At 61.1% G+C, this 19,209-nt stretch carries 20 protein-coding genes; 17 read left to right on the top strand and 3 right to left on the bottom strand.

The window, feature by feature from the left end:
• Window positions 1–43: 43 nt before the first annotated feature.
• Entirely contained in the window at window positions 44–619 is a 576-nt protein-coding gene (locus tag CCGE531_RS19100) for a sugar transferase (protein ID WP_120666181.1), read from the bottom strand.
• A gap of 187 nt (window positions 620–806) precedes the next feature.
• Between CCGE531_RS19100 and CCGE531_RS19095 the strand changes: the two genes are divergently transcribed.
• Window positions 807–1,742 carry an SDR family oxidoreductase gene (locus CCGE531_RS19095; protein ID WP_120666179.1) on the top strand — a complete coding sequence of 312 codons (936 nt, stop codon included), beginning with the start codon at window positions 807–809 and terminating at the stop codon, window positions 1,740–1,742.
• A 15-nt stretch (window positions 1,743–1,757) separates the two neighbouring features.
• On the opposite strand, the gene CCGE531_RS19090 is transcribed toward CCGE531_RS19095, so the two are convergent.
• Window positions 1,758–3,044: a nucleotide sugar dehydrogenase gene (locus tag CCGE531_RS19090; RefSeq protein ID WP_120666177.1), complete on the bottom strand. Its 1,287-nt coding sequence runs from the start codon at window positions 3,042–3,044 to the stop codon at window positions 1,758–1,760.
• Between the two features lie 252 nt (window positions 3,045–3,296).
• Between CCGE531_RS19090 and CCGE531_RS19085 the strand changes: the two genes are divergently transcribed.
• The 4 genes from CCGE531_RS19085 to CCGE531_RS19070 all read left to right on the top strand — a co-directional run bounded on the left by CCGE531_RS19085 (window position 3,297) and on the right by CCGE531_RS19070 (window position 6,944).
• Window positions 3,297–3,485, top strand: coding sequence for a hypothetical protein (locus CCGE531_RS19085; RefSeq protein ID WP_120666175.1), 189 nt, complete (start codon window positions 3,297–3,299; stop codon window positions 3,483–3,485).
• A 96-nt stretch (window positions 3,486–3,581) separates the two neighbouring features.
• On the top strand, window positions 3,582–4,262 hold the full coding sequence (locus CCGE531_RS19080) for a DUF1275 family protein (protein WP_120666975.1): 681 nt from the start codon (window positions 3,582–3,584) through the stop codon (window positions 4,260–4,262).
• A gap of 149 nt (window positions 4,263–4,411) precedes the next feature.
• Window positions 4,412–5,395: a UDP-glucose 4-epimerase GalE gene (gene galE / locus CCGE531_RS19075; protein WP_120666973.1), complete on the top strand. Its 984-nt coding sequence runs from the start codon at window positions 4,412–4,414 to the stop codon at window positions 5,393–5,395.
• Complete coding sequence (locus CCGE531_RS19070) at window positions 5,373–6,944, top strand: alkaline phosphatase family protein (RefSeq protein ID WP_120666173.1); 1,572 nt, start codon at window positions 5,373–5,375, stop codon at window positions 6,942–6,944. Before galE ends, CCGE531_RS19070 begins: the two co-directional genes overlap by 23 nt.
• Before the next feature lie 6 nt (window positions 6,945–6,950).
• On the opposite strand, the gene CCGE531_RS19065 is transcribed toward CCGE531_RS19070, so the two are convergent.
• Entirely contained in the window at window positions 6,951–7,460 is a 510-nt protein-coding gene (locus CCGE531_RS19065) for a DUF1993 domain-containing protein (RefSeq protein WP_120666171.1), read from the bottom strand.
• A 189-nt stretch (window positions 7,461–7,649) separates the two neighbouring features.
• Between CCGE531_RS19065 and CCGE531_RS34320 the strand changes: the two genes are divergently transcribed.
• The 12 genes from CCGE531_RS34320 (at window position 7,650) to CCGE531_RS34315 (ending at window position 18,618) form a co-directional block, all read left to right on the top strand.
• Entirely contained in the window at window positions 7,650–7,796 is a 147-nt protein-coding gene (locus tag CCGE531_RS34320) for a hypothetical protein (RefSeq protein ID WP_162943937.1), read from the top strand.
• A 37-nt stretch (window positions 7,797–7,833) separates the two neighbouring features.
• Entirely contained in the window at window positions 7,834–8,763 is a 930-nt protein-coding gene (locus CCGE531_RS19060) for a sugar ABC transporter substrate-binding protein (RefSeq protein WP_120666169.1), read from the top strand.
• A gap of 72 nt (window positions 8,764–8,835) precedes the next feature.
• Window positions 8,836–10,377 carry a sugar ABC transporter ATP-binding protein gene (locus CCGE531_RS19055; protein WP_120666167.1) on the top strand — a complete coding sequence of 514 codons (1,542 nt, stop codon included), beginning with the start codon at window positions 8,836–8,838 and terminating at the stop codon, window positions 10,375–10,377.
• A gap of 32 nt (window positions 10,378–10,409) precedes the next feature.
• Window positions 10,410–11,435 carry an ABC transporter permease gene (locus tag CCGE531_RS19050; protein WP_120666165.1) on the top strand — a complete coding sequence of 342 codons (1,026 nt, stop codon included), beginning with the start codon at window positions 10,410–10,412 and terminating at the stop codon, window positions 11,433–11,435.
• 176 nt (window positions 11,436–11,611) lie between these two features.
• Entirely contained in the window at window positions 11,612–12,670 is a 1,059-nt protein-coding gene (locus tag CCGE531_RS19045; RefSeq protein WP_120666163.1) for a dipeptidase, read from the top strand.
• A gap of 48 nt (window positions 12,671–12,718) precedes the next feature.
• Window positions 12,719–14,359: an ABC transporter substrate-binding protein gene (locus tag CCGE531_RS19040; protein WP_120666161.1), complete on the top strand. Its 1,641-nt coding sequence runs from the start codon at window positions 12,719–12,721 to the stop codon at window positions 14,357–14,359.
• Window positions 14,360–14,380: 21 nt separating this feature from the next.
• Entirely contained in the window at window positions 14,381–15,448 is a 1,068-nt protein-coding gene (locus CCGE531_RS19035; protein WP_120666160.1) for an ABC transporter permease, read from the top strand.
• Window positions 15,445–16,371, top strand: a complete 927-nt coding sequence (locus CCGE531_RS19030) for an ABC transporter permease (protein WP_120666158.1) — start codon at window positions 15,445–15,447, stop codon at window positions 16,369–16,371. The genes CCGE531_RS19035 and CCGE531_RS19030 overlap by 4 nt, the downstream gene beginning before the upstream one ends.
• Window positions 16,368–17,201, top strand: coding sequence for an ABC transporter ATP-binding protein (locus CCGE531_RS19025; protein WP_120666156.1), 834 nt, complete (start codon window positions 16,368–16,370; stop codon window positions 17,199–17,201). Before CCGE531_RS19030 ends, CCGE531_RS19025 begins: the two co-directional genes overlap by 4 nt.
• Window positions 17,198–17,947, top strand: coding sequence for an ABC transporter ATP-binding protein (locus tag CCGE531_RS19020; RefSeq protein WP_120666154.1), 750 nt, complete (start codon window positions 17,198–17,200; stop codon window positions 17,945–17,947). Before CCGE531_RS19025 ends, CCGE531_RS19020 begins: the two co-directional genes overlap by 4 nt.
• A gap of 161 nt (window positions 17,948–18,108) precedes the next feature.
• The gene (locus tag CCGE531_RS19015; protein ID WP_120666153.1) at window positions 18,109–18,297 is read left to right on the top strand and encodes a hypothetical protein; all 189 of its coding nucleotides are present in this window, start codon (window positions 18,109–18,111) and stop codon (window positions 18,295–18,297) included.
• 162 nt (window positions 18,298–18,459) lie between these two features.
• Window positions 18,460–18,618, top strand: coding sequence for a hypothetical protein (locus CCGE531_RS34315; protein ID WP_162943936.1), 159 nt, complete (start codon window positions 18,460–18,462; stop codon window positions 18,616–18,618).
• Window positions 18,619–19,209: the final 591 nt, after the last annotated feature.

The raw sequence follows: 19,209 nt of genomic DNA, 5'->3' as shown, positions 1-19,209 counted from the left end.
ATAATGCCGGTGGATGCGTGATGTCGATTTCGCCGGATGCTTGCTAATGGGCAACTCCATCGCGTCGGACCACTTTCAAGGCTGTCAGGAAGATGATCTTGAGATCGAAGAAAAACGAGCGCCGGCGCAAGTAGTCTTCATCCAGCGCCACTTTCTCAGGAATCGGCAGTTCGTCGCGGCCGTTGACCTGCGCCCAGCCGGTCAAACCAGGCAGAAGCGCGTCAACACCGCGCTCCGTGCGCAGGGCGACGAGGTCGTGCTGGTTGAAAAGGGCGGGACGCGGGCCGACGATGCTCATTTCCCCCTTCAGGATGCACCAGAGCTGCGGCAGTTCGTCGAGGCTCGACTTGCGCAGGAAGGAGCCGATCGGCGTCAGATAGATATTGGCGTCCTTCAGGAGATGGGTTGCGACCGCGGGCGTGTCCGTGCGCATGCTGCGGAATTTCGGCATGCGGAAGATCCTGTTTTTCCGGCCGACCCGATCCGACCAATAGAGGATCGGGCCTCGCGACGTCAGCCGCACGGCGATGGCGACAACGAGGATGGGAATGAAAAAGACGATGGTCGCGGCAAGAGCTGCGAGAAAATCGAAAAGGCGCTTGGCGATCGTGTAAAACATCATCTCTTGCTGTTGCATCGACGCCGGTCGGGGCGGCGATGAAGGTCGTCGTTGCCCTGTGCATCTCATATCGCGAATTTAAGCACAACCGCCCCGGTCAAGATTCCCCGGCCTTGTTCCGGGCCGCTATCCCGTGCAAAGCATGTCGGCGGTAATGATGGTGCGAAAAAGCGGAGATGGTGGACGCATGATCCTGGTGACGGGTGCGACGGGTTTTGTCGGGCAGGCCTTGTGTGCCGAGCTTTCCCGTCGGCAGGTGGACTATCGGCCGGTCAGCCGTTCTCCCCGGCAGGGGTTCGTCGTTAGCGGCGCAATCGGTGGGGATACGGATTGGTCGGCCGCACTCGCCGGCGTCGATATCGTCATGCATCTGGCGGCGCGTGTTCACGTCATGAATGAAAATGCCGCCGATCCGCTGGCCGCATTTCGTGCCGTCAATGTCGATGCGACGGTCAATCTGGCCCGGCAGGCCGCAAACGCCGGCGTCAAGCGCTTCATTTTCCTGAGCTCGATCAAGGTCAATGGCGAGGTGACGGTGCCGGGAAAGCCGTTCAAAGGTTCGGACGCGCCGCATCCGGAAGATGCCTACGGCCGCTCCAAGCTGGAAGCGGAAGAGGCCTTGCTTGCGATATCAGCGGAAACCGGGATGGAGATTGTCATCATCCGGCCGCCGCTGGTCTATGGTCCCGGCGTCAAGGCGAATTTCGCAAGCCTGATGACATGGGCCGCCCGGCCGTTTCCGTGGCCGTTCGGTGCGGTTCGAAATCGCAGATCCCTCGTCTTCGTCGGTAATCTCGTCGATTTCATGCTGCTTTGCGCCCGCCATCCGTCCGCCGGCAATCGCGTATTCCTCATCAGCGACGGCGAAGATCTTTCGATCGGTCAGTTGATCGCCAAACTCTCGTTGGCCAAAGGAAAGAAGGCTCTGATGCTGCCAGTGCCACCGGCGCTGCTGGAAGGGCTTGCAGCCCTTCTCGGCCGCGAGGCCGCCGCGCAGCGGCTCCTGGGTTCGCTTCAGGTCGATATCGGCGAGACGAGAACGATCACCGGCTGGTCGCCGCCCTATTCCGTCGAAAAGGGGCTGGCGGCAACGGTCGCGGCTGGTGGAGTGAAGGCACGCTGATTTGGCTTGGGGGCCTCAAAGGCTCCAGACCGAATGGCCTGCTAACCGGGGATTGGTCCGATCGAGGGCGGCCTTTACATCGACCACCACGCCGCTTTCGCTCAGCAGGTTGAGGATCTCGATGGCGCCGTCGGCCAGATAGGATTTGTGGGGAACGGCCAGCACGAGGGCGTCGAGCTTGCCGAAGTCCTTCAGCTCGATCAGGCGTATTCCGTATTCCTCTTCCGCTTCCGCATGGCTCGCCATCGGATCGTGCACCAGCGGCTCGATGCCGAACTGGTGCAGTTCACTTATAATGTCGGGCACCCGGCTGTTGCGCAGGTCGGGGACGTTTTCCTTGAAGGTCAGGCCGAAGATGCCGATCCGGGCGCCATTGATCGGCTTCTTCGCCGCGACCAGCATCTTGATGAGCTTCTGGGCGATGAAGGCGCCCATGCCGTCATTGATGCGGCGGCCGGAAAGAATGACCTCCGGGTGGTAGCCGAGTTCTTCCGCCTTGGCCGTCAGGTAATAGGGATCGACGCCGATGCAGTGGCCGCCCACCAGGCCGGGGGTGAAGGGCAGGAAATTCCATTTCGTGCGGGCTGCCTTCAGCACATCGGCCGTGCGAATATCCATCTTCTCGAAAATGATCGAAAGCTCGTTCATCAACGCGATATTGACGTCGCGCTGCGTGTTTTCGATCACCTTGGCCGCCTCGGCCACCTTGATGCTGGGGGCGCGATGAATGCCGGCCTCGACCACGGCGCCGTAGATGGCGGCGACCCTCTCCAGCGTTTCCGCGTCATCACCGGCAACGACCTTCACGATGCGTTCGAAGGTATGTTCCTTGTCGCCGGGATTGATGCGCTCCGGCGAATAGCCGACATGGAAGTCCTCGCCCTGCCGCAGGCCGGAAACCTCCGCCAGCACCGGGCCGCAGACCTCTTCCGTGACGCCGGGATAGACAGTCGATTCGTAGACGACAACCGAACCTTCACGCAAAACCTTGCCGACCGTGCGGGAGGCCGAAATCATCGGCCGCAGATCCGGTTGCCGGTTGCCGTCGATCGGCGTCGGCACGGCGACGATGAAGATATCCCGATCCCTGAGATCCTCGATCTCGCTGCTGATGCGCAGCCCGCTCGACCTCAGCCGCTCGGCGGAAACCTCGCGTGTGTCGTCCTCGCCTGCCTTCAGCGCTTCGACGCGGGAGGTCTTGATATCGAAACCGACCACATCATGGAATTTTCCGGCGAGCGCGATCGCGACTGGCAGGCCCACATAGCCCAGGCCGATGACGGCAATTTTTTCGTTCAACACAGCATACCTCGAACAATCTACCTGAATTAGCCTAAATCCGAAGCCGATGTCAGCGGCAATCTTCGCCTTCAGGATCATTTCAGGTGCGGGTCGCATGAATGTGATGACCAGCCGCCGCCTTTGCAATGAGCGCAACGGAAGGGTATTGCCACACTCGTTTCAGGGGGAGTGGAGAGGGGTGGCTATCGAAACTTTCAGGCTTCGAACCTATCTATTGGGTAAGACCTAATTTCTTGGAAAGCGTGGTTCGCAATGCGAAACGGCTACCTTAAACAACTCCACACCCAGCGCGAGCAGCTCGAAGCCAGGCTCGAGCTGCATATTGCGCGCTATTGTTTTGGCGATGGCGAGGTGGACGACGGCACCGAGTCCGAGCTCCGGCAAAGGATTTCGGAAATCTCCGACGAGATCGCCAATCTCGAGGGCGAGCGTGGCGAATAGAAACGCAGGCATGCGAAAACCTCAGCGATGCAGTCTCGGCATGGGCGGCTATTCGGCGCGATAAGATCGGCAACGATCGAAGCGCGCGAGGGGCCGATGAAGCCGAGCCTGCCCACCCTGTTGAGCATCAATGGCGGCTATGTCGATACCGCCGGGTTTCTGGCACTTCACGGGCTGTTCACCGCCCATGTCACGGGCAATTTCGTGACCCTTGGCGCCACCTTGGCGCTTGGCGCCTCGGGTGCCGTGGCAAAGCTTCTGGCTTTGCCGGTTTTCTGCGTCGTCGTCGTTCTTGCCCGCCTGGTCGGAGGCGATCTGTCGCGACGCAATTTGCCGACGCTACGGATCATCCTCTCGCTGAAACTCCTGCTGTTGATACTGGCCGCGGTCTTCGCCATTCGTTTCGGGCCGTTTGCCGATGGTGACGGCTGGCAGCCGACCATCACCGGGATGACGCTCATTGCGGCGATGGCGATCCAGACGACGGCGCATCGCATCCACCTCGGCTCGGCGCCGCCGACGACGATGATGACGGGCACGACGACGCAGATCATGATCGATATCGCCGATCTCCTGCGCGGCGCCACGCCCGAGGAGAAAGCGGCCATGACGGCGCGGCTTGCCCGCATGGGGGCCGCCGTCGGCGGCTTTGGGCTGGGCTGCGCGATGGCGGCAGTGCTTTTCCTGTTTGCCGGCATGCAATGCTTCCTGCTGCCGCCGGTGCTGGCGCTTGCCGGAATTCTCATGCATACGGGCACGTCGGCGAAGCCGGCTTAGCTTTTCGCCTCCATCCATTCCTGATCTGCCGATCTTGCGCCTTTCTCCCGCCTTGCAAGTCGGTTACAGCTCTCTAAGTGTACGCGTCGGATCGAACCCGGTCCGCCGCTTTGGGGCGGCAAATCGTTGTCAGTCGAGAAGGGATGGTCATGGCAGGAGAAACGGTGCTTGTGGTAGGTGGAGCCGGCTATATCGGCTCGCATACATGTCTGGACCTGGCGAACAAGGGTTTTCAGCCTGTCGTCTACGACAATTTCTCCAATGGGCACCGCGAATTCGTCAAATGGGGTCCGGCCGAGGAAGGCGATATCCGCGATCGTGCGCGTCTCGACGAGGTGCTGGCCAAGCACAAGCCTGCCGCGATCCTGCATTTCGCCGCGCTGATCGAGGTCGGCGAGTCGGTCAAGGATCCGGTCTCCTTCTATGAAAACAACGTCATCGGCACCCTGACCCTCCTTTCGGCGGCACAGGCCGCGGGCGTCAACGCCTTCGTCTTTTCCTCCACCTGCGCGACCTACGGCCTGCCGCAGAGCGTGCCGCTCGACGAAAGCCATCGCCAAGTGCCGATCAATCCCTACGGCCGCACCAAATATATCGTCGAGCAGGCGCTGGCGGATTATGACCAGTACAAGGACCTGCGCTCCGTCGTGCTGCGCTATTTCAACGCTGCCGGCGCCGATTTCGAGGGTCGCATCGGCGAGTGGCATACGCCGGAAACCCATGCCATCCCGCTCGCCATCGATGCGGCGCTCGGAAGGCGGCAGGGCTTCAAGGTCTTCGGCAGCGATTATGATACGCGCGACGGCACCTGCGTGCGCGATTACATCCATGTGCTCGATCTTGCCGACGCCCATGTCCGCGCCGTGGAATATCTGCTGCGCGGTGGCGATTCCGTCGCACTCAATCTTGGCACCGGCACGGGCACGACGGTGAAGGAGCTGCTTGGAACGATCGAGACCGTGTCGAACCGGCCTTTCCCGGTCGAATATGTCGGCCGCCGCGAGGGTGATTCGACGACGCTGGTCGCCAACAACGACAAGGCCCGCGATATTCTCGGCTGGGCGCCGCAATATGATCTGACCGAGATCATCCAATCCGCCTGGAATTGGCATGCCAAGTCCAACCAGCATTGAAGGGCGTTCTTCCCTAGTTGCTGTTGGGGGCAAGCGCCCGAATGTCCTGTTGATTTCGGCCGATCAATGGCGGGGAGATTGCCTCTCCGCCGTCGGTCATGACTGCGTCCGGACGCCGAATGTCGATGCGCTGGCGCGGGAAGGCGTGCTGTTTCGGCGGCACTATGCCGGTGCGGCGCCGTGTTCGCCGGCGCGGGCAACGCTCTATACCGGCCTTTACCAGATGAACCACCGGGTCTGCCGCAACGGCTCGCCGCTGGATGCGCGTTTCGACAATGTCGCGCTTGCGGCACGTCGGGCGGGCTATGATCCGACGCTGTTCGGCTATACGGACACGGCGCCCGATCCGCGCGGCCGCGATCCCCACGATCCGCATCTGACAACTTATGAGGGCGTGTTGCCCGGCTTCACGGCACGGCAGCTTCTGCCCGAGCATGAGAAGCAATGGCTATCCTGGCTGCGGTCGCGCGGCCATGCCGATGCCGTCAGCCGCGATATTCATATTCCGCTCAGTGCCGAGCCCGGCGAAATTTCCAGCAATGCACCGGCCTATTCCAGGGACGAGACGCAGACGGCCTTCCTGGCGGGTGAGTTCATCCGCTGGCTCGGCGAGCAGGATCAGCCCTGGTTCGCGCATGTGTCCTTCCTGAGGCCGCATCCGCCCTTCTCGGTGCCGGAACCCTATAACCGCATGTTCTCGGCCGCCGATGGCCCGGCTTTCGCGCGCGCTGCCGACCGCGAAGCGGAAATGGCATCGCATCCGCCGCTTGCCTTCGGTCTGCCGCTCATTGACAAGGGCGGATTCATGCATGGCGGCCAAGGCTCCATCGCCGAGTGGACGTCCGAGGATTTTTCGGCGATCCGCGCCATCTATTACGGCATGATCGCCGAAGTCGACGCGCAGCTTGGCCGTATCTGGCAGGCATTGAAGGATGCCGGGGCCTGGGACGACACCATCATCGTCTTCACGTCGGACCATGCCGAGATGATGGGCGATCACTGGATGCTCGGCAAGGGTGGCTTCTTCGACGGCAGCTATCACGTTCCGCTGGTCATTCGCGATCCCGGCCAGCCTGCCACGCATGGCCGGCAGGTGGAGCATTTCACCAGTGCCGCGGATATTTTCCCGAGCCTGTGCGACCGGCTCGGCATAGTGCCGGCAAACCATGTCGACGGCGAGAGCCTTGTGCCGTTCCTCTCCGGTTCCGAACCGGGGAGCTGGCGCGATGCGGCTTTCTGGGAATTCGATTTCCGCGATATCGCCGTGGGCATTCCCGAGCGGCATTTCGGCTTGCGGCCCAATGCCTGCAATCTGGCCGTCGTGCGTGACAAGCGCTTCAAATACGTCCATTGCGCCGGGCTTCCGCCGTTGCTCTTCGATCTTGTGAAGGATGCGGCCGAGCTATCCAATGTCGCCGAGGACGGCGCCTATCTGGCGATCAGGCTGGCCTATGCCGAAAAGCTTCTCTCCCTTCGCGCCCGGCATCTGGACCAGACGCTCGCCTATACGGAGCTGACGGAAAAAGGGCCGGTTTCGCTCCGGCCCTGAGTTGCTTTAGCCGATCTGTCCGAGATAGGTCTGCTTGCCGACGGGCAGGCCGCGGCTGCGCAGGATGTCGTGCGCCGTGGTGACGTGGAAGAAGAAATTCGGCAGCGCGAATTTCGCCAGATAATCCTCACCCTTGTTAAAGACGATCTTGTTGCCTCCGGGCGAGATCGTCACCTCCCGCGTGTCGCTGCCTTCCATCGTGGCTGGCGTGACTGTGGCCAGGAAATCCTGCGTCTTCTTCAGGCGCTCCCGCAGGTCCGCGACGGTCGTCTCGTTGTCTTCGAAACGCGGCGCATCGATGCCGGCAAGCCGGGCGATGGCAAGCTTCGCCGTATCGGATGCACGCTGGTACTGACCGGAAAGCGGCAGCATGTCGTCAATGAGGCGGGCGGAAAGGAGCTCGCCGGGCGCGATGCCCTTTTCCGAGGCGTGGGTCTCGATCGCGTCGAGATAGACAGAGAGGTTTTGCAGGCCGCGTTGAAAGATGGGGACCGAGAAACTGTACATCGAAGGCATGCGTATTCTCCGTTGCTAGCCGCGCTGCGGCCGGTTGGTCATCAGCATTCTAATTCCGTTCCCGTGCCGATGGAATAACCGTTCCATCGACACGGGCGCCCGTATGTAGGTTCGGTCTTCGATTCTTACAGCGGTGCCGGCGATAAAATCCGTCTTCGCCGGTTCCCGCAACGCGGCCAGAATTTGGTGTTGACCTTTGCAGTGAAAAATGGAATGAATATTCCGCATAAGGAATTTTACGGTTTGTTTGTTCCGTTTTTCAATATGGCCGTCATGGGAGTGATGGCCGAATTGATGACAGGCCCTGCGGTCGAGACCGAGGGCTCCGGCATTTAGGAGGGGTGTGGCCGGGCACCGTATCTGGGAGGAAAACATGAAGAAATTTATCCTTGGCTCTGCGATGGCGCTTATGCTGTCGACCGCTGCCCATGCCGAAACCATCGGCGTTTCCATGGCGCTGTTCGACGACAACTTCCTGACCGTCCTGCGCAACGGCATGCAGGACTATGCAAAGGGCATGAAGGGCGTGACGCTGCAGGTCGAAGACGCTCAGAACGATATCGCCAAGCAGCAGAGCCAGATCCAGAACTTCATCGCCAGTAAGGTCGATGCCATCATCGTAAACCCGGTCGATACCGATGCGACGGCAGCCATTTCCAAGTTGGCCGCCGAGGCCAAGATTCCGCTGGTCTACGTCAACCGCGAGCCTGCAAACGTCGACAGCCTTCCGGACAAGCAGGCTTTCGTCGCCTCCAACGAGAAGGAATCCGGCACGCTGGAAGCCAAGGAAGTGTGCCGACTGCTGGGTGGCAAGGGCAAGGCCGTCATCATGATGGGCGAACTCTCCAACCAGGCTGCCCGCATGCGCACGAAAGACGTCCATGACGTGGTGGCGGCCGACGAGTGCAAGGGCATCCAGATCGTTCAGGAGCAGACCGCCAACTGGCAGCGCACCCAGGGCGCCGACCTGATGACCAACTGGCTCTCCAGCGGCATCGAGTTCGATGCCGTGATTTCCAACAATGACGAAATGGCAATCGGTGCCATCCAGGCGCTGAAGGCTGCCGGCAAGCCGCTGGACAAGGTCATCGTCGCGGGCGTCGATGCGACGCAGGATGCGCTGGCGGCCATGCAGGCCGGCGACCTGAAGGTCACCGTATTCCAGGATGCCGCCGGCCAGGGCAAGGGTGCGGTCGACGTCGCGCTGAAGCTCGCCAAGGGCGAAAAGGTCGAGAAGAAGGTCTATATTCCCTTCCAGCTCGTCACGCCGACCAACGTCAAGGACTTCGTCAAGAAGAACTGATGACGCAATGATCGACGGATGCGGGCTCTAAAGCCCGCATCCTTTGAAACCCGATCTGCCCGGGAGGGAAAAATGGTTGTGAGCCCATCCACCATGGCGGCGGTGCGCGCCAGCGGCGCTGTCCCCAATGCCGCCTATCTGCTGAGCGCGGAAGGCATCCGCAAGGAATTTCCCGGCGTGCTGGCTCTCGACGACGTTTCCTTCCGCCTGAAGCGCGGAACGGTCCATGCGCTGATGGGCGAAAACGGCGCGGGCAAGTCGACGCTGATGAAGATCCTTGCCGGCATCTATATCCCCGACCAGGGCGAGGTGCGCCTCAAGGGCATCGAAATCCAGCTGAAGTCGCCTCTCGACGCGCTGGAAAACGGCATTGCCATGATCCATCAGGAACTGAACCTGATGCCCTTCATGACGGTTGCGGAAAATATCTGGATCCGCCGCGAGCCGAAGAACCGCTTCGGCTTCGTCGACCACGCGGAGATGAGCCGCAAGACCGAGGAACTTTTCCAGCGCCTGAACATTTCCATCGATCCGGAAATCCAGGTGCGCGAGCTTTCCGTCGCCAGCCGGCAGATGGTCGAAATCGCCAAGGCGGTGTCCTATAATTCCGACGTGCTGATCATGGACGAGCCGACCTCGGCCTTGACCGAGCGCGAAGTTGCGCATCTCTTCCAGATCATTCGCGACCTGCGTGCCCAGGGCATCGGCATCGTCTACATCACCCATAAGATGAACGAGCTGTTCGAGATCGCCGACGAGTTTTCGGTGTTCCGCGACGGCAAATATATCGGCACGCATGCCTCTACTGACGTCACCCGCGACGACATCATCCGCATGATGGTCGGCCGCGAGATCACGCAGATGTTTCCGAAAGAAGAGGTGCCGATCGGGGAAACCGTGCTGTCCGTCAAGGATCTGAGCCTCGACGGCGTTTTCTCCAATGTGTCCTTCGATGTGAGGGCCGGCGAGATCCTCGGCGTCGCCGGGCTTGTGGGATCTGGCCGCTCCAATGTCGCCGAGACGATCTTCGGCGTCACGCCTGCTTCGTCGGGCACGATCGAGCTTTTCGGCAAGAAGACCGAGATCTCCTCGCCGGCGGCGGCGATCCGCCATGGCATGGCCTTCCTGACCGAGGACCGCAAGGATACGGGCTGTCTTCTCATCCTCAGCGTGCTTGAAAACATGCAGGTGGCGGTGCTGCACGATAAATTCGTGCGCGGCGGCTTCGTGCAGGAGGGTTCCGTCGAGGAGGCCTGCGAGGAGATGGCCAGGAAGTTGCGCGTCAAGACGCCGAACCTCGACGAGCGCATCGAGAACCTTTCCGGCGGCAATCAGCAGAAGGCGCTGATCGGCCGTTGGCTGCTCACCAATCCCCGTATTCTGATCCTGGACGAGCCGACGCGCGGCATCGATGTCGGCGCCAAGGCGGAAATCCATCGTCTCGTCACCGAAATGGCGCGCAACGGTGTCGCCGTCATCATGATCTCGTCGGAAATGCCCGAGGTGCTCGGCATGAGCGACCGCATCATGGTGATGCATGAGGGACGGGTCACCGGATTCCTGGATCGCGCGGACGCAACTCAAGTGAAGGTGATGGAGCTGGCCGCGCAGTGACGCCGCCAACCATCGCAAGGGAGGATTGAACCATGGTTACCAAAGTTGCAGAGGCGACCGCCCCGGCAGTTACGCGGCCAAGACGTCGCCGCGTTCCGCCTGAGCTTGGCATCTTCCTGGTGCTGATCGGTATCGCTCTTCTTTGTGAAGTTCTCGGCTGGATCTTCGTGGGTCAGAGCTTCCTGATGAACCTGCAGCGCCTGAAGATCATGATCCTTCAGGTCTCCGTCATCGGCATCATCTCGGTCGGCGTGACGCAGGTCATCATAACAGGCGGCATCGATCTGTCGTCGGGTTCGGTGGTCGGCCTGACGGCCATGGTCGCCGCAAGTTTCGCCCAGTCGTCGACATGGGCGAGAGCCGTCTATCCGGCATTGACCGACATGCCCTTCTTCGTGCCGATCGGCGTCGGCCTGCTGCTCGGGCTTTTGGCCGGCTATATCAACGGCCAGCTGATCACCAAGACGAAGATTCCTCCCTTCATCGCGACCCTCGGCATGATGGTCTCGGCCCGCGGCCTGTCGAAGCTCTACACCAAGGGCCAGCCGATCTCGGGCCTGACCGACCAGTTCAATTTCATCGGCTCCGGCATCTGGCCTGTCGTCGTCTTCCTGATCATCGCGATCGTCTTCCATATCGTGCTGCGCTACACGCGCTACGGCAAGTTCACCTATGCGATCGGCGCCAATGTGCAGGCGGCGCGCGTGTCGGGCATCAATGTCGAGGGGCATCTGGTCAAGGTCTATGCAATCGCGGGGCTTCTGGCTGGCCTTGCCGGCATCATCACCGCCGCTCGCGTGCAGACCGCGCAGGCCGGCATGGGCGTGACTTATGAACTGGACGCCATCGCAGCCGCTGTTATCGGCGGCACTTCGCTCACCGGCGGCGTCGGTCGCATTGCCGGCACGGTCATCGGCACGATCATCCTCGGCGTGATGATTTCCGGCTTCACCTTCCTCAACGTCGATGCCTATTACCAGGAAATCGCCAAGGGCGTCATCATCGTCGCCGCCGTCGCCATCGACGTCTACCGCCAGAAGAAGCGGGCCAAGCGCTGAAACGCCTGAACATCGTCAGCGTCTTTAGGGCGGGGTTATGACCCCGCCTTTTCCGTTTGAATGTGCCATTCCATGCAAATGCAAATTTTTTTCATTTGGGTATGGCGAATCCTGTCAGCTTTTCTATTCTGGCCGCTTTCCATTCGCTCCCCCGAGCGCTTTATCCGGGATAGAAAATGCAAGCCGTATTCGATGGTCACAACGACGTTCTCCTGAGGCTCTGGCATCATGCGCGCGACGGCGCCGATCCGATCGCCGAATTCGGGGACGGAACGTCGGGCGGCCATATCGACGCGCCGCGAGCGCGCGCAGGCGGCCTGGCCGGCGGCCTTTGCGCCATCTACATTCCATCAGGCGATCTCGTCTTTGCCGAGCCGGACAGTAACGGCCATTACGCCACGCCGCTGGCGGCTCCGCTGGAGCGTGCGCCGTCGCTAGATATCGCGCTGGAAATGGCGGCGATCGCCCTGCGGCTCGATCGCGCCGGTGCCTGGAAGCTCTGCCGTTCCACCACGGAAATCCGCGATTGCATGGAGAAAAGGGTTTTCGCCGCCGTGATGCATATGGAAGGCTGCGAAGCCATCGATGCCGATCTTGCAGCACTCGAAACCTTTTACGCCGCCGGCTTGCGCTCGCTCGGCCCGGTCTGGAGCCGGAACAACGTCTTTGCCCATGGCGTGCCCTTCGCCTATCCGAGTTCGCCGGACACCGGGCCTGGCCTGACCGAGGCCGGCTTCGCGCTGGTGCGCGCGTGCAACCGGCTCGGCATCCTCGTCGATCTCGCCCATATCACCGAAAAGGGCTTCTGGGATGTGGCGAAGACCTCGGACCAGCCGCTGGTCGCGAGCCATTCCAACGCGCATGCGCTGACGCCCGTTGCGCGCAACCTCACCGACAGGCAGCTCGACGCTATCAAGGAAAGCCGCGGCATCGTCGGCCTCAACTATGCGACGGCGATGCTGCGCGAGGATGCGCGCTCGGATGCCGATACGCCGATCGAGGCGATGGTGCGGCATGTGGATCATCTGGTCAGCCGCGTCGGCATCGACTGCGTCGGCCTCGGTTCGGACTTCGACGGAGCGACGATTCCAGCCGAGATCGGCGATGCGGCCGGCAACCAAAACCTGATTGCCGCTCTTCGGAACGTTGGTTATGGTGAAGCCGATCTCGTAAAGCTGTGCAGGGAGAACTGGCTTCGCGTCCTGGCATCCGCCTGGAAGGAAGGCGGCCGGTAGCATGCGTTCTGAATATTGCGTAGAGTTTAAAAAAGGGGAATGAAAACAATGATGACAACCAAGATGAACAGTGCTTTCCGCGCGCTTTCCGCCGGGGTGGCTCTCTCGCTTCTGCTGATGGCGGCGCCGAACGCTTACGCCGCGACGCCCAAGGATACGCTGGTCGAAGGCTTTGCCTTCGATGATATTCTGAGCATGGATCCGGCGGAAGCCTACGAACTGTCAGCTGCCGAAATCACCGGCAACACCTATAGCCTGCTCGTTCGCCTCGATATCAACGATACGTCCAAGATCAAGGGAGATCTGGCCGAGAGCTGGTCGGTTTCCGACGATCACCTCACCTATACGTTCAAGCTGAAGCCCGGCCTGAAATTCGCCTCCGGCAATCCGATCACCGCTGAAGACGTTGCATGGTCCTTCGAGCGCGTCGTCAAGCTCGACAAGAGCCCGGCCTTCATTCTCACCCAGTTCGGTGTCACCGGCGACAATGTGACGGAAAAGGCCAAGGCAACCGATCCGAACACCTTCACCTTCACTGTCGACAAGCCGTATGCGCCGAGCTTCGTGTTGAACTGCCTGACGGCGACCGTTGCCGAAGTGGTCGACAAGAAGCTGGTCCTGCAGCATGTAAAGCCGGCAACGCCGTCGGCCGACTACAAATATGACAATGATTTCGGCAACAGCTGGCTGAAGACCGGCTTTGCCGGCTCCGGCCCGCTCAAGCTGCGCGAATGGCGCGCCAACGAAGCCGTCGTGCTCGAGCGCAACGACAATTATTACGGCGAGAAGCCGAAGCTTGCCCGCGTCATCTACCGCTTCATGAAGGAAAGCTCGGCGCAGCGCCTGGCGTTGGAGAACGGCGATATCGACATCGCCCGCAACCTGTCGCCGACCGATCTCGCCGCCGTCGAGAAGAACCCGCAGCTTGCCGCTACCAATGCGCCGAAGGGCACGATCTATTACATCAGCCTCAACCAGAAGAACCCGAACCTTGCCAAGCCGGAAGTGCAGCAGGCGTTCAAGTACCTGGTCGACTATGATGCCATCGGCAAGACGCTGATCAAGGGCGTCGGCGAAGTCCACCAGACCTTCGAGCCGAAGGGCCTGCTCGGCGCGCTGGACGAAAATCCGTTCAAGCTCGACGTCGCCAAGGCGAAGGAACTCCTGGCCAAGGCCGGCCTGCCGGATGGCTTCTCGGTGACCATGGATGCGCGCAGCATCGAGCCGGATACCGGCATCGCCACCGCGATCCAGCAGACGCTCGGCCAGGCCGGGATCAAGGTCGAGATCATTCCCGGCGACGGCAAGCAGAAGCTGACCAAGTACCGCGCCCGCAATCATGACATCTACTACGGCCAGTGGGGCAACGACTATTGGGACCCCCATTCCAACGCCGATACGTTCACCAACAATCCCGACAATTCCGACGCGGGCACCAACAAGACGCTTGCCTGGCGCAACACCTGGACGACGCCGGAGCTCGACAAGGAAACGAAGGCGGCGCTGTTCGAGGTCGATACCGACAAGCGCGCCGCCATGTACCGGGAGATCCAGAAGAAATATCTGGAGGCCAGCCCCTTCGTCTTCCTCTACCAGCAGACGGAAGTCGCCGGCTATCGCAAGGATGTGAAGGACTTCAAGCTCGGTCCGAGCTTCGACACCAACTTCGTCTGGCCGATCTCGAAGTGATGATCCGGCGGGACTAGTCCTTTGAGCACTGTCGAACGAAAAATGCAGGTGCGGCCCAGGAAGGGCCGTGCCGCTCCCTTTTTCATGGGGCTGCTGCGATTCCTTGTCGTGGCCGTCACGACCTATCTCGGTCTTCTGGCCGTCACCTTCTTCATCGGGCGCGTCATTCCGATCGATCCGGCGCTGGCGATTGCCGGCGACCATGCGCCAACGCAAGTGCTGGAGCGTCTGCGGCGCGAGATGCATCTCGACCAGCCGCTCTATCTGCAATTCTATTATTACCTGCTGAGCGCGCTGACCGGCGATTTCGGCACTTCGGTGCTGACGACCAACCCGGTCATGGACGATATCAAGCGCGTCTTCCCCGCGACGATGGAGCTTGCCACCGTCGGCACGATCATCGGCGCCATTTTCGGTGTTCCCTTCGGCGTTCTTGCCGCCGTGCGCCGCAACAGCATCATCGACCAGATCGTCCGCGTCATCGGCCTCGTCGGTTATTCGGTGCCCGTCTTCTGGCTGGCGATGGTTTCGCTCGTCATCTTCTATGCGAAGCTCGGCTGGGTGGCCTATCCCGGCCGCATCGATATCGCCTATGAGTATACCTTCACGCCGATCACGGGCTTCTTCCTGCTCGACAGCGCCATGCAGGGGCAATGGGACGTCTTCTGGGACGTGTTCCGCCATATTATCCTGCCGGCGTCGCTGCTCGGCTATTTCTCGCTCGCCTATATCAGCCGCATGACGCGCAGCTTCATGCTGAACGAACTGGGCCAGGAATATATCGTCGCGGCCCGCGCCAAGGGACTTTCCGAGACGCGAGTGATCTGGGGGCATGCCCTGCGCAGCGCCGTCGTGCCGCTGATCACGGTGATTGCGCTTTCCTATGCCGGGCTGCTCGAAGGTTCCGTGCTGACGGAGATCGTATTCTCCTGGCCGGGCATCGGCTTCTACATCACCAGTTCGCTGCGCAATGCCGACATGAATGCAGTTCTCGGCGGCACCATCGTCGTCGGTACGGTTTTCATCGGCATCAATCTGATTTCCGATCTCCTGTATCGGACCCTCGATCCAAGGACTCGACGTAAATGACTGTTGAGACCACCCAACCCAGTTTGAGGGACTGGCTTCTCTCCGATCGGCCGCGATCGCGCCGGCAGGCGAGACTAGGGCGAGCCTATGTCACATGGCGGCAGTTCTCCGCCAATCGTCTGGCCGTCATCGGGCTCGTCATCATCATCGGGCTCGTGCTCGTGGCGGCGCTCGCCGATGTCATCGCCCCGCATTCGCCCGTCATCGGGGACCTGAGCAACGCCTATCTGAAGCCGCCCGGCACGCCGGGCTATCTTCTCGGCACCGACGATCTCGGGCGCGACATCCTTTCGCGCCTCATCTATGGTTCGCGCTGGACGCTCTACATCGTCGTCCTGGTCGCAATCATCTCGGCGCCGATCGGGCTGATCATCGGCATGGTGTCCGGCTATATGGGCGGCTGGATCGATACGATCCTGATGCGCGTCACCGACATCTTCCTCGCCTTTCCGAAGTTGGTGCTGGCGCTTGCCTTTGCCGGCGCGCTCGGGGCCGGCATCGAGAACGCCATCATCGCCATCGCTATCACCTCCTGGCCGCCCTATGCGCGTCTGGCGCGGGCCGAGACGATGACGGTGCGGCGGTCGGACTATATCGCCGCCGTGCAGCTCATGGGCGCCTCGCCGCTGCGCATCATCTTTCGCCATGTCATGCCGCTCTGCATCTCCTCGGTGATCGTCCGCGTCACGCTCGACATGGCAGGCGTCATCCTGACGGCCGCCGGCCTCGGCTTCTTAGGCCTTGGCGCGCAGCCGCCGTTGCCGGAGTGGGGCGTGATGATCGCGAGCGGTTTCAAATACTATCTCGATCAATGGTGGGTGGCGGCCATGCCCGGCATTGCGATCCTCATCGTCAGCCTCGGCTTCAACCTGCTCGGCGACGGCCTGCGTGACGCGCTCGATCCGAAGGAGAGCGGGCAATGACGACACTTTTGACCGTCGACAACCTCAGGGTTCGCTATCCGACACGCACGGGCGTCATCGAAGCCGTGCGCGGCGTGTCGTTCACGCTCGGCCGCGAAAGGCTAGGCATTGTCGGCGAAAGCGGTTCCGGCAAGTCGCAGACCGGCCGCGCCATCATGGGGCTGACGTCGCCGCACGCGCTCGTCAGCGCCGACAGGCTTGACTTCAGCGGCATCGACCTGCTATCGGCCTCGGCCAGGGCGCGCCGGTCGCTGCGCGGCAAGCGCATCGCCATGGTGCTGCAGGACCCGAAATACTCGCTCGATCCCGTCATGACCATCGGCCGGCAGATCGCCGAGACGCTGCGCACGCATGAGAAGGTCAGCAAGGCCGAGGCGCGAGACCGTGCCATGGCCATGCTGGAAGCCGTGCAGATCCGCGATCCCGGCCGTGTCTACGACCTGCATCCGCACGAGGTATCGGGCGGCATGGGCCAGCGCGTCATGATCGCCATGATGCTGATCGCCGGGCCGGAGCTTTTGATCGCAGATGAGCCGACCTCCGCGCTCGACGTCACGGTGCAGCTCGATGTGCTTGGCATCATGGACAAGCTCGTTTCGGAGCGCGGCATGGGGCTGATTTTCGTATCGCACGATCTGCGGCTGGTGTCTTCCTTCTGCGACCGGGTGATCGTCATGTATGCAGGCAAGGTCGTGGAAGAACTCAAGGCTTCCGAATTGAACAATGCCCAGCATCCCTATACGCGCGGCCTGCTGAACTGCATGCCCGTCATCGGCGAAAACCGGCATCCGCTGCCCGTGCTGGATCGCAAGCCGGAGTGGGCGGCATGATGGCGGCACTTGCGGTTGACGGTCTCAGCGTCGTCTATGACGGCTACTATGCGCTCGATGCCGTCGGCGTCGAGGTGAAGAAGGGCGAATCCTTCGGTCTGGTCGGCGAGTCCGGTTCCGGCAAGTCGACGCTGCTGCGCGCCGTTGCGGGCCTTGCGCCCGTCACGGATGGCACCATCCGCGTCGGCGGCGAGCAGCTGAAGGGTGCCAAGCGCAGCAAGACCTTCTATCGCCAGGTGCAGATGGTGTTTCAGGACCCCTACGGTTCCCTGCATCCGCGCCAGACGATCGACCGGCTGCTCCTGGAGCCGCTGGCGATCCACGCAATCGGCGACAGCGAGACGCGCATCGCGAGAGCGCTCGACGAAGTCGGTCTCGGCTCCGGTTTCCGTTTCCGCTATCCGCACCAGCTTTCCGGCGGCCAGCGTCAGCGCGTCGCCATTGCCCGCGCGCTGATCGTCGAGCCTTCCATCCTGTTGCTCGACGAGCCGACCTCGGCCCTTGACGCCTCCGTGCAGGCCGAGGTGCTCAATCTGCTCGAACAGGTGCGCAAGGACCGCAATCTGACATTCGTTATGGTCAGCCATGACCTCGGCGTCATCACCCATATGTGCGAGCGTCTGGCCGTCATGCGCAATGGCGCGGTCGTGGAAAGATTGACCGCGAAGGAGCTGGCGGCAGGCAACGTCGGGCAAGATTACACGCGCAATCTGATGGTCGCCAGCAAGGGGTTCGTCCGCGCCTGAACGGGCAACCCTTTGCGCCTGCGCCACGTTAACGAATGAGCCGGTTAAACACGACCAATCGTATAGACTATTGACACCTGCCGCAATTCTGTCATGATCTCGTTAATGGCAGTTAACTTTCGTGATCCCGATCAAGGGTCAGACGTTAAGTGGAGGCAGGCATGTTTTTCATGGGTGGCATGACCATGGGCTATCTTCAACCGCCGGTGCCGGCGAAGCAGGAAGGTGCGCGGTCCGCTTCTCTTTCCGATGAAAACAGCCGCCGCCAGTCCGCCCCTGCCGAAGAGCAGGCGGCCGACACCAGCGCCATCGAGCGCAGTTTGATTTGGGCCCGCCGCATTCTCTGCTGAATTGGCATTGCCGATCTTTCGGGTCCTCGAAATCCAGTGGTTTAATTTTTCTCAGCTCGTGTTCTGGACGGAAATTCATCTCTACCTAGTTGATAGGAAATATATGAATATCCGTCCTGGGCTTGGCCCGAGAGACATATAAGAAACGAACGGAGGCAACACATGGCGAATTTGGGTATTTCGAATACGCATGTGAATCAGTTCGATGGTTCCAAGCGCGCCGCCAAGACGCGGCACAAGATACAGACGGCGATCCATGTCGTCCTCTTCTCCGCCGCATTCCTGTTCGTGGCGGCCATCGTTTGCGGCATCGTCGTCTAAACGAGATGTTTTGCGGGGCGGCAGCCTATGCCACCTGCACAGCGTGGTCCTGTTCGCGGCGCTCGTAGCGGCGTCAAGGGTCATGTGGGGCTGAAGTGCCGGACGCCATGCGGACCGGCCTGTCCGAAGCCCGGTTCCATTTCACCGGAATTCTCGCTTTCTTCCACTGACAGAACTTCGCCGGGCAAAGAAAATTTGCCCGGCCGATAGAATATGCGGCGCAGACACGGTAAGCTTCGCCCCAATAAAGGAGCATCCGGGAGAGCAATTGGCGCGGTCATGATCTGGCGGCGTGGAGGGGATCAAAAGGCTCTTGTGCGCTGTGCATTTCCCCGATCGTGAGCAGGACCGTTTCCATATGGCGGGGCGAGAGCCGAACGGGCTTGAGTTCCGCGCCTTCATGCGCCGGCGAGCGGCGGCCAATCGATCGGCTCGTGAACCGTTTCGAAAGCGATGCCTCCCGACAGGAATTTGCGAATCTTTTTATGGGGTTCAGTTTAAGTTCATCTTCTGCGGGATATTGAGGGTTCAATATGCCGAACCATGCTGAATTTCCGAAACGGGATGAATCAGCCCAGGGAGAATGCCTCA

This window comes from Rhizobium sp. CCGE531 (genome assembly GCF_003627795.1).
GTDB lineage: Bacteria > Pseudomonadota > Alphaproteobacteria > Rhizobiales > Rhizobiaceae > Rhizobium.
The sequence above is the reverse complement of the archived record's forward strand: the minus strand, read 5'-3'. Positions and strand labels throughout refer to the sequence as shown.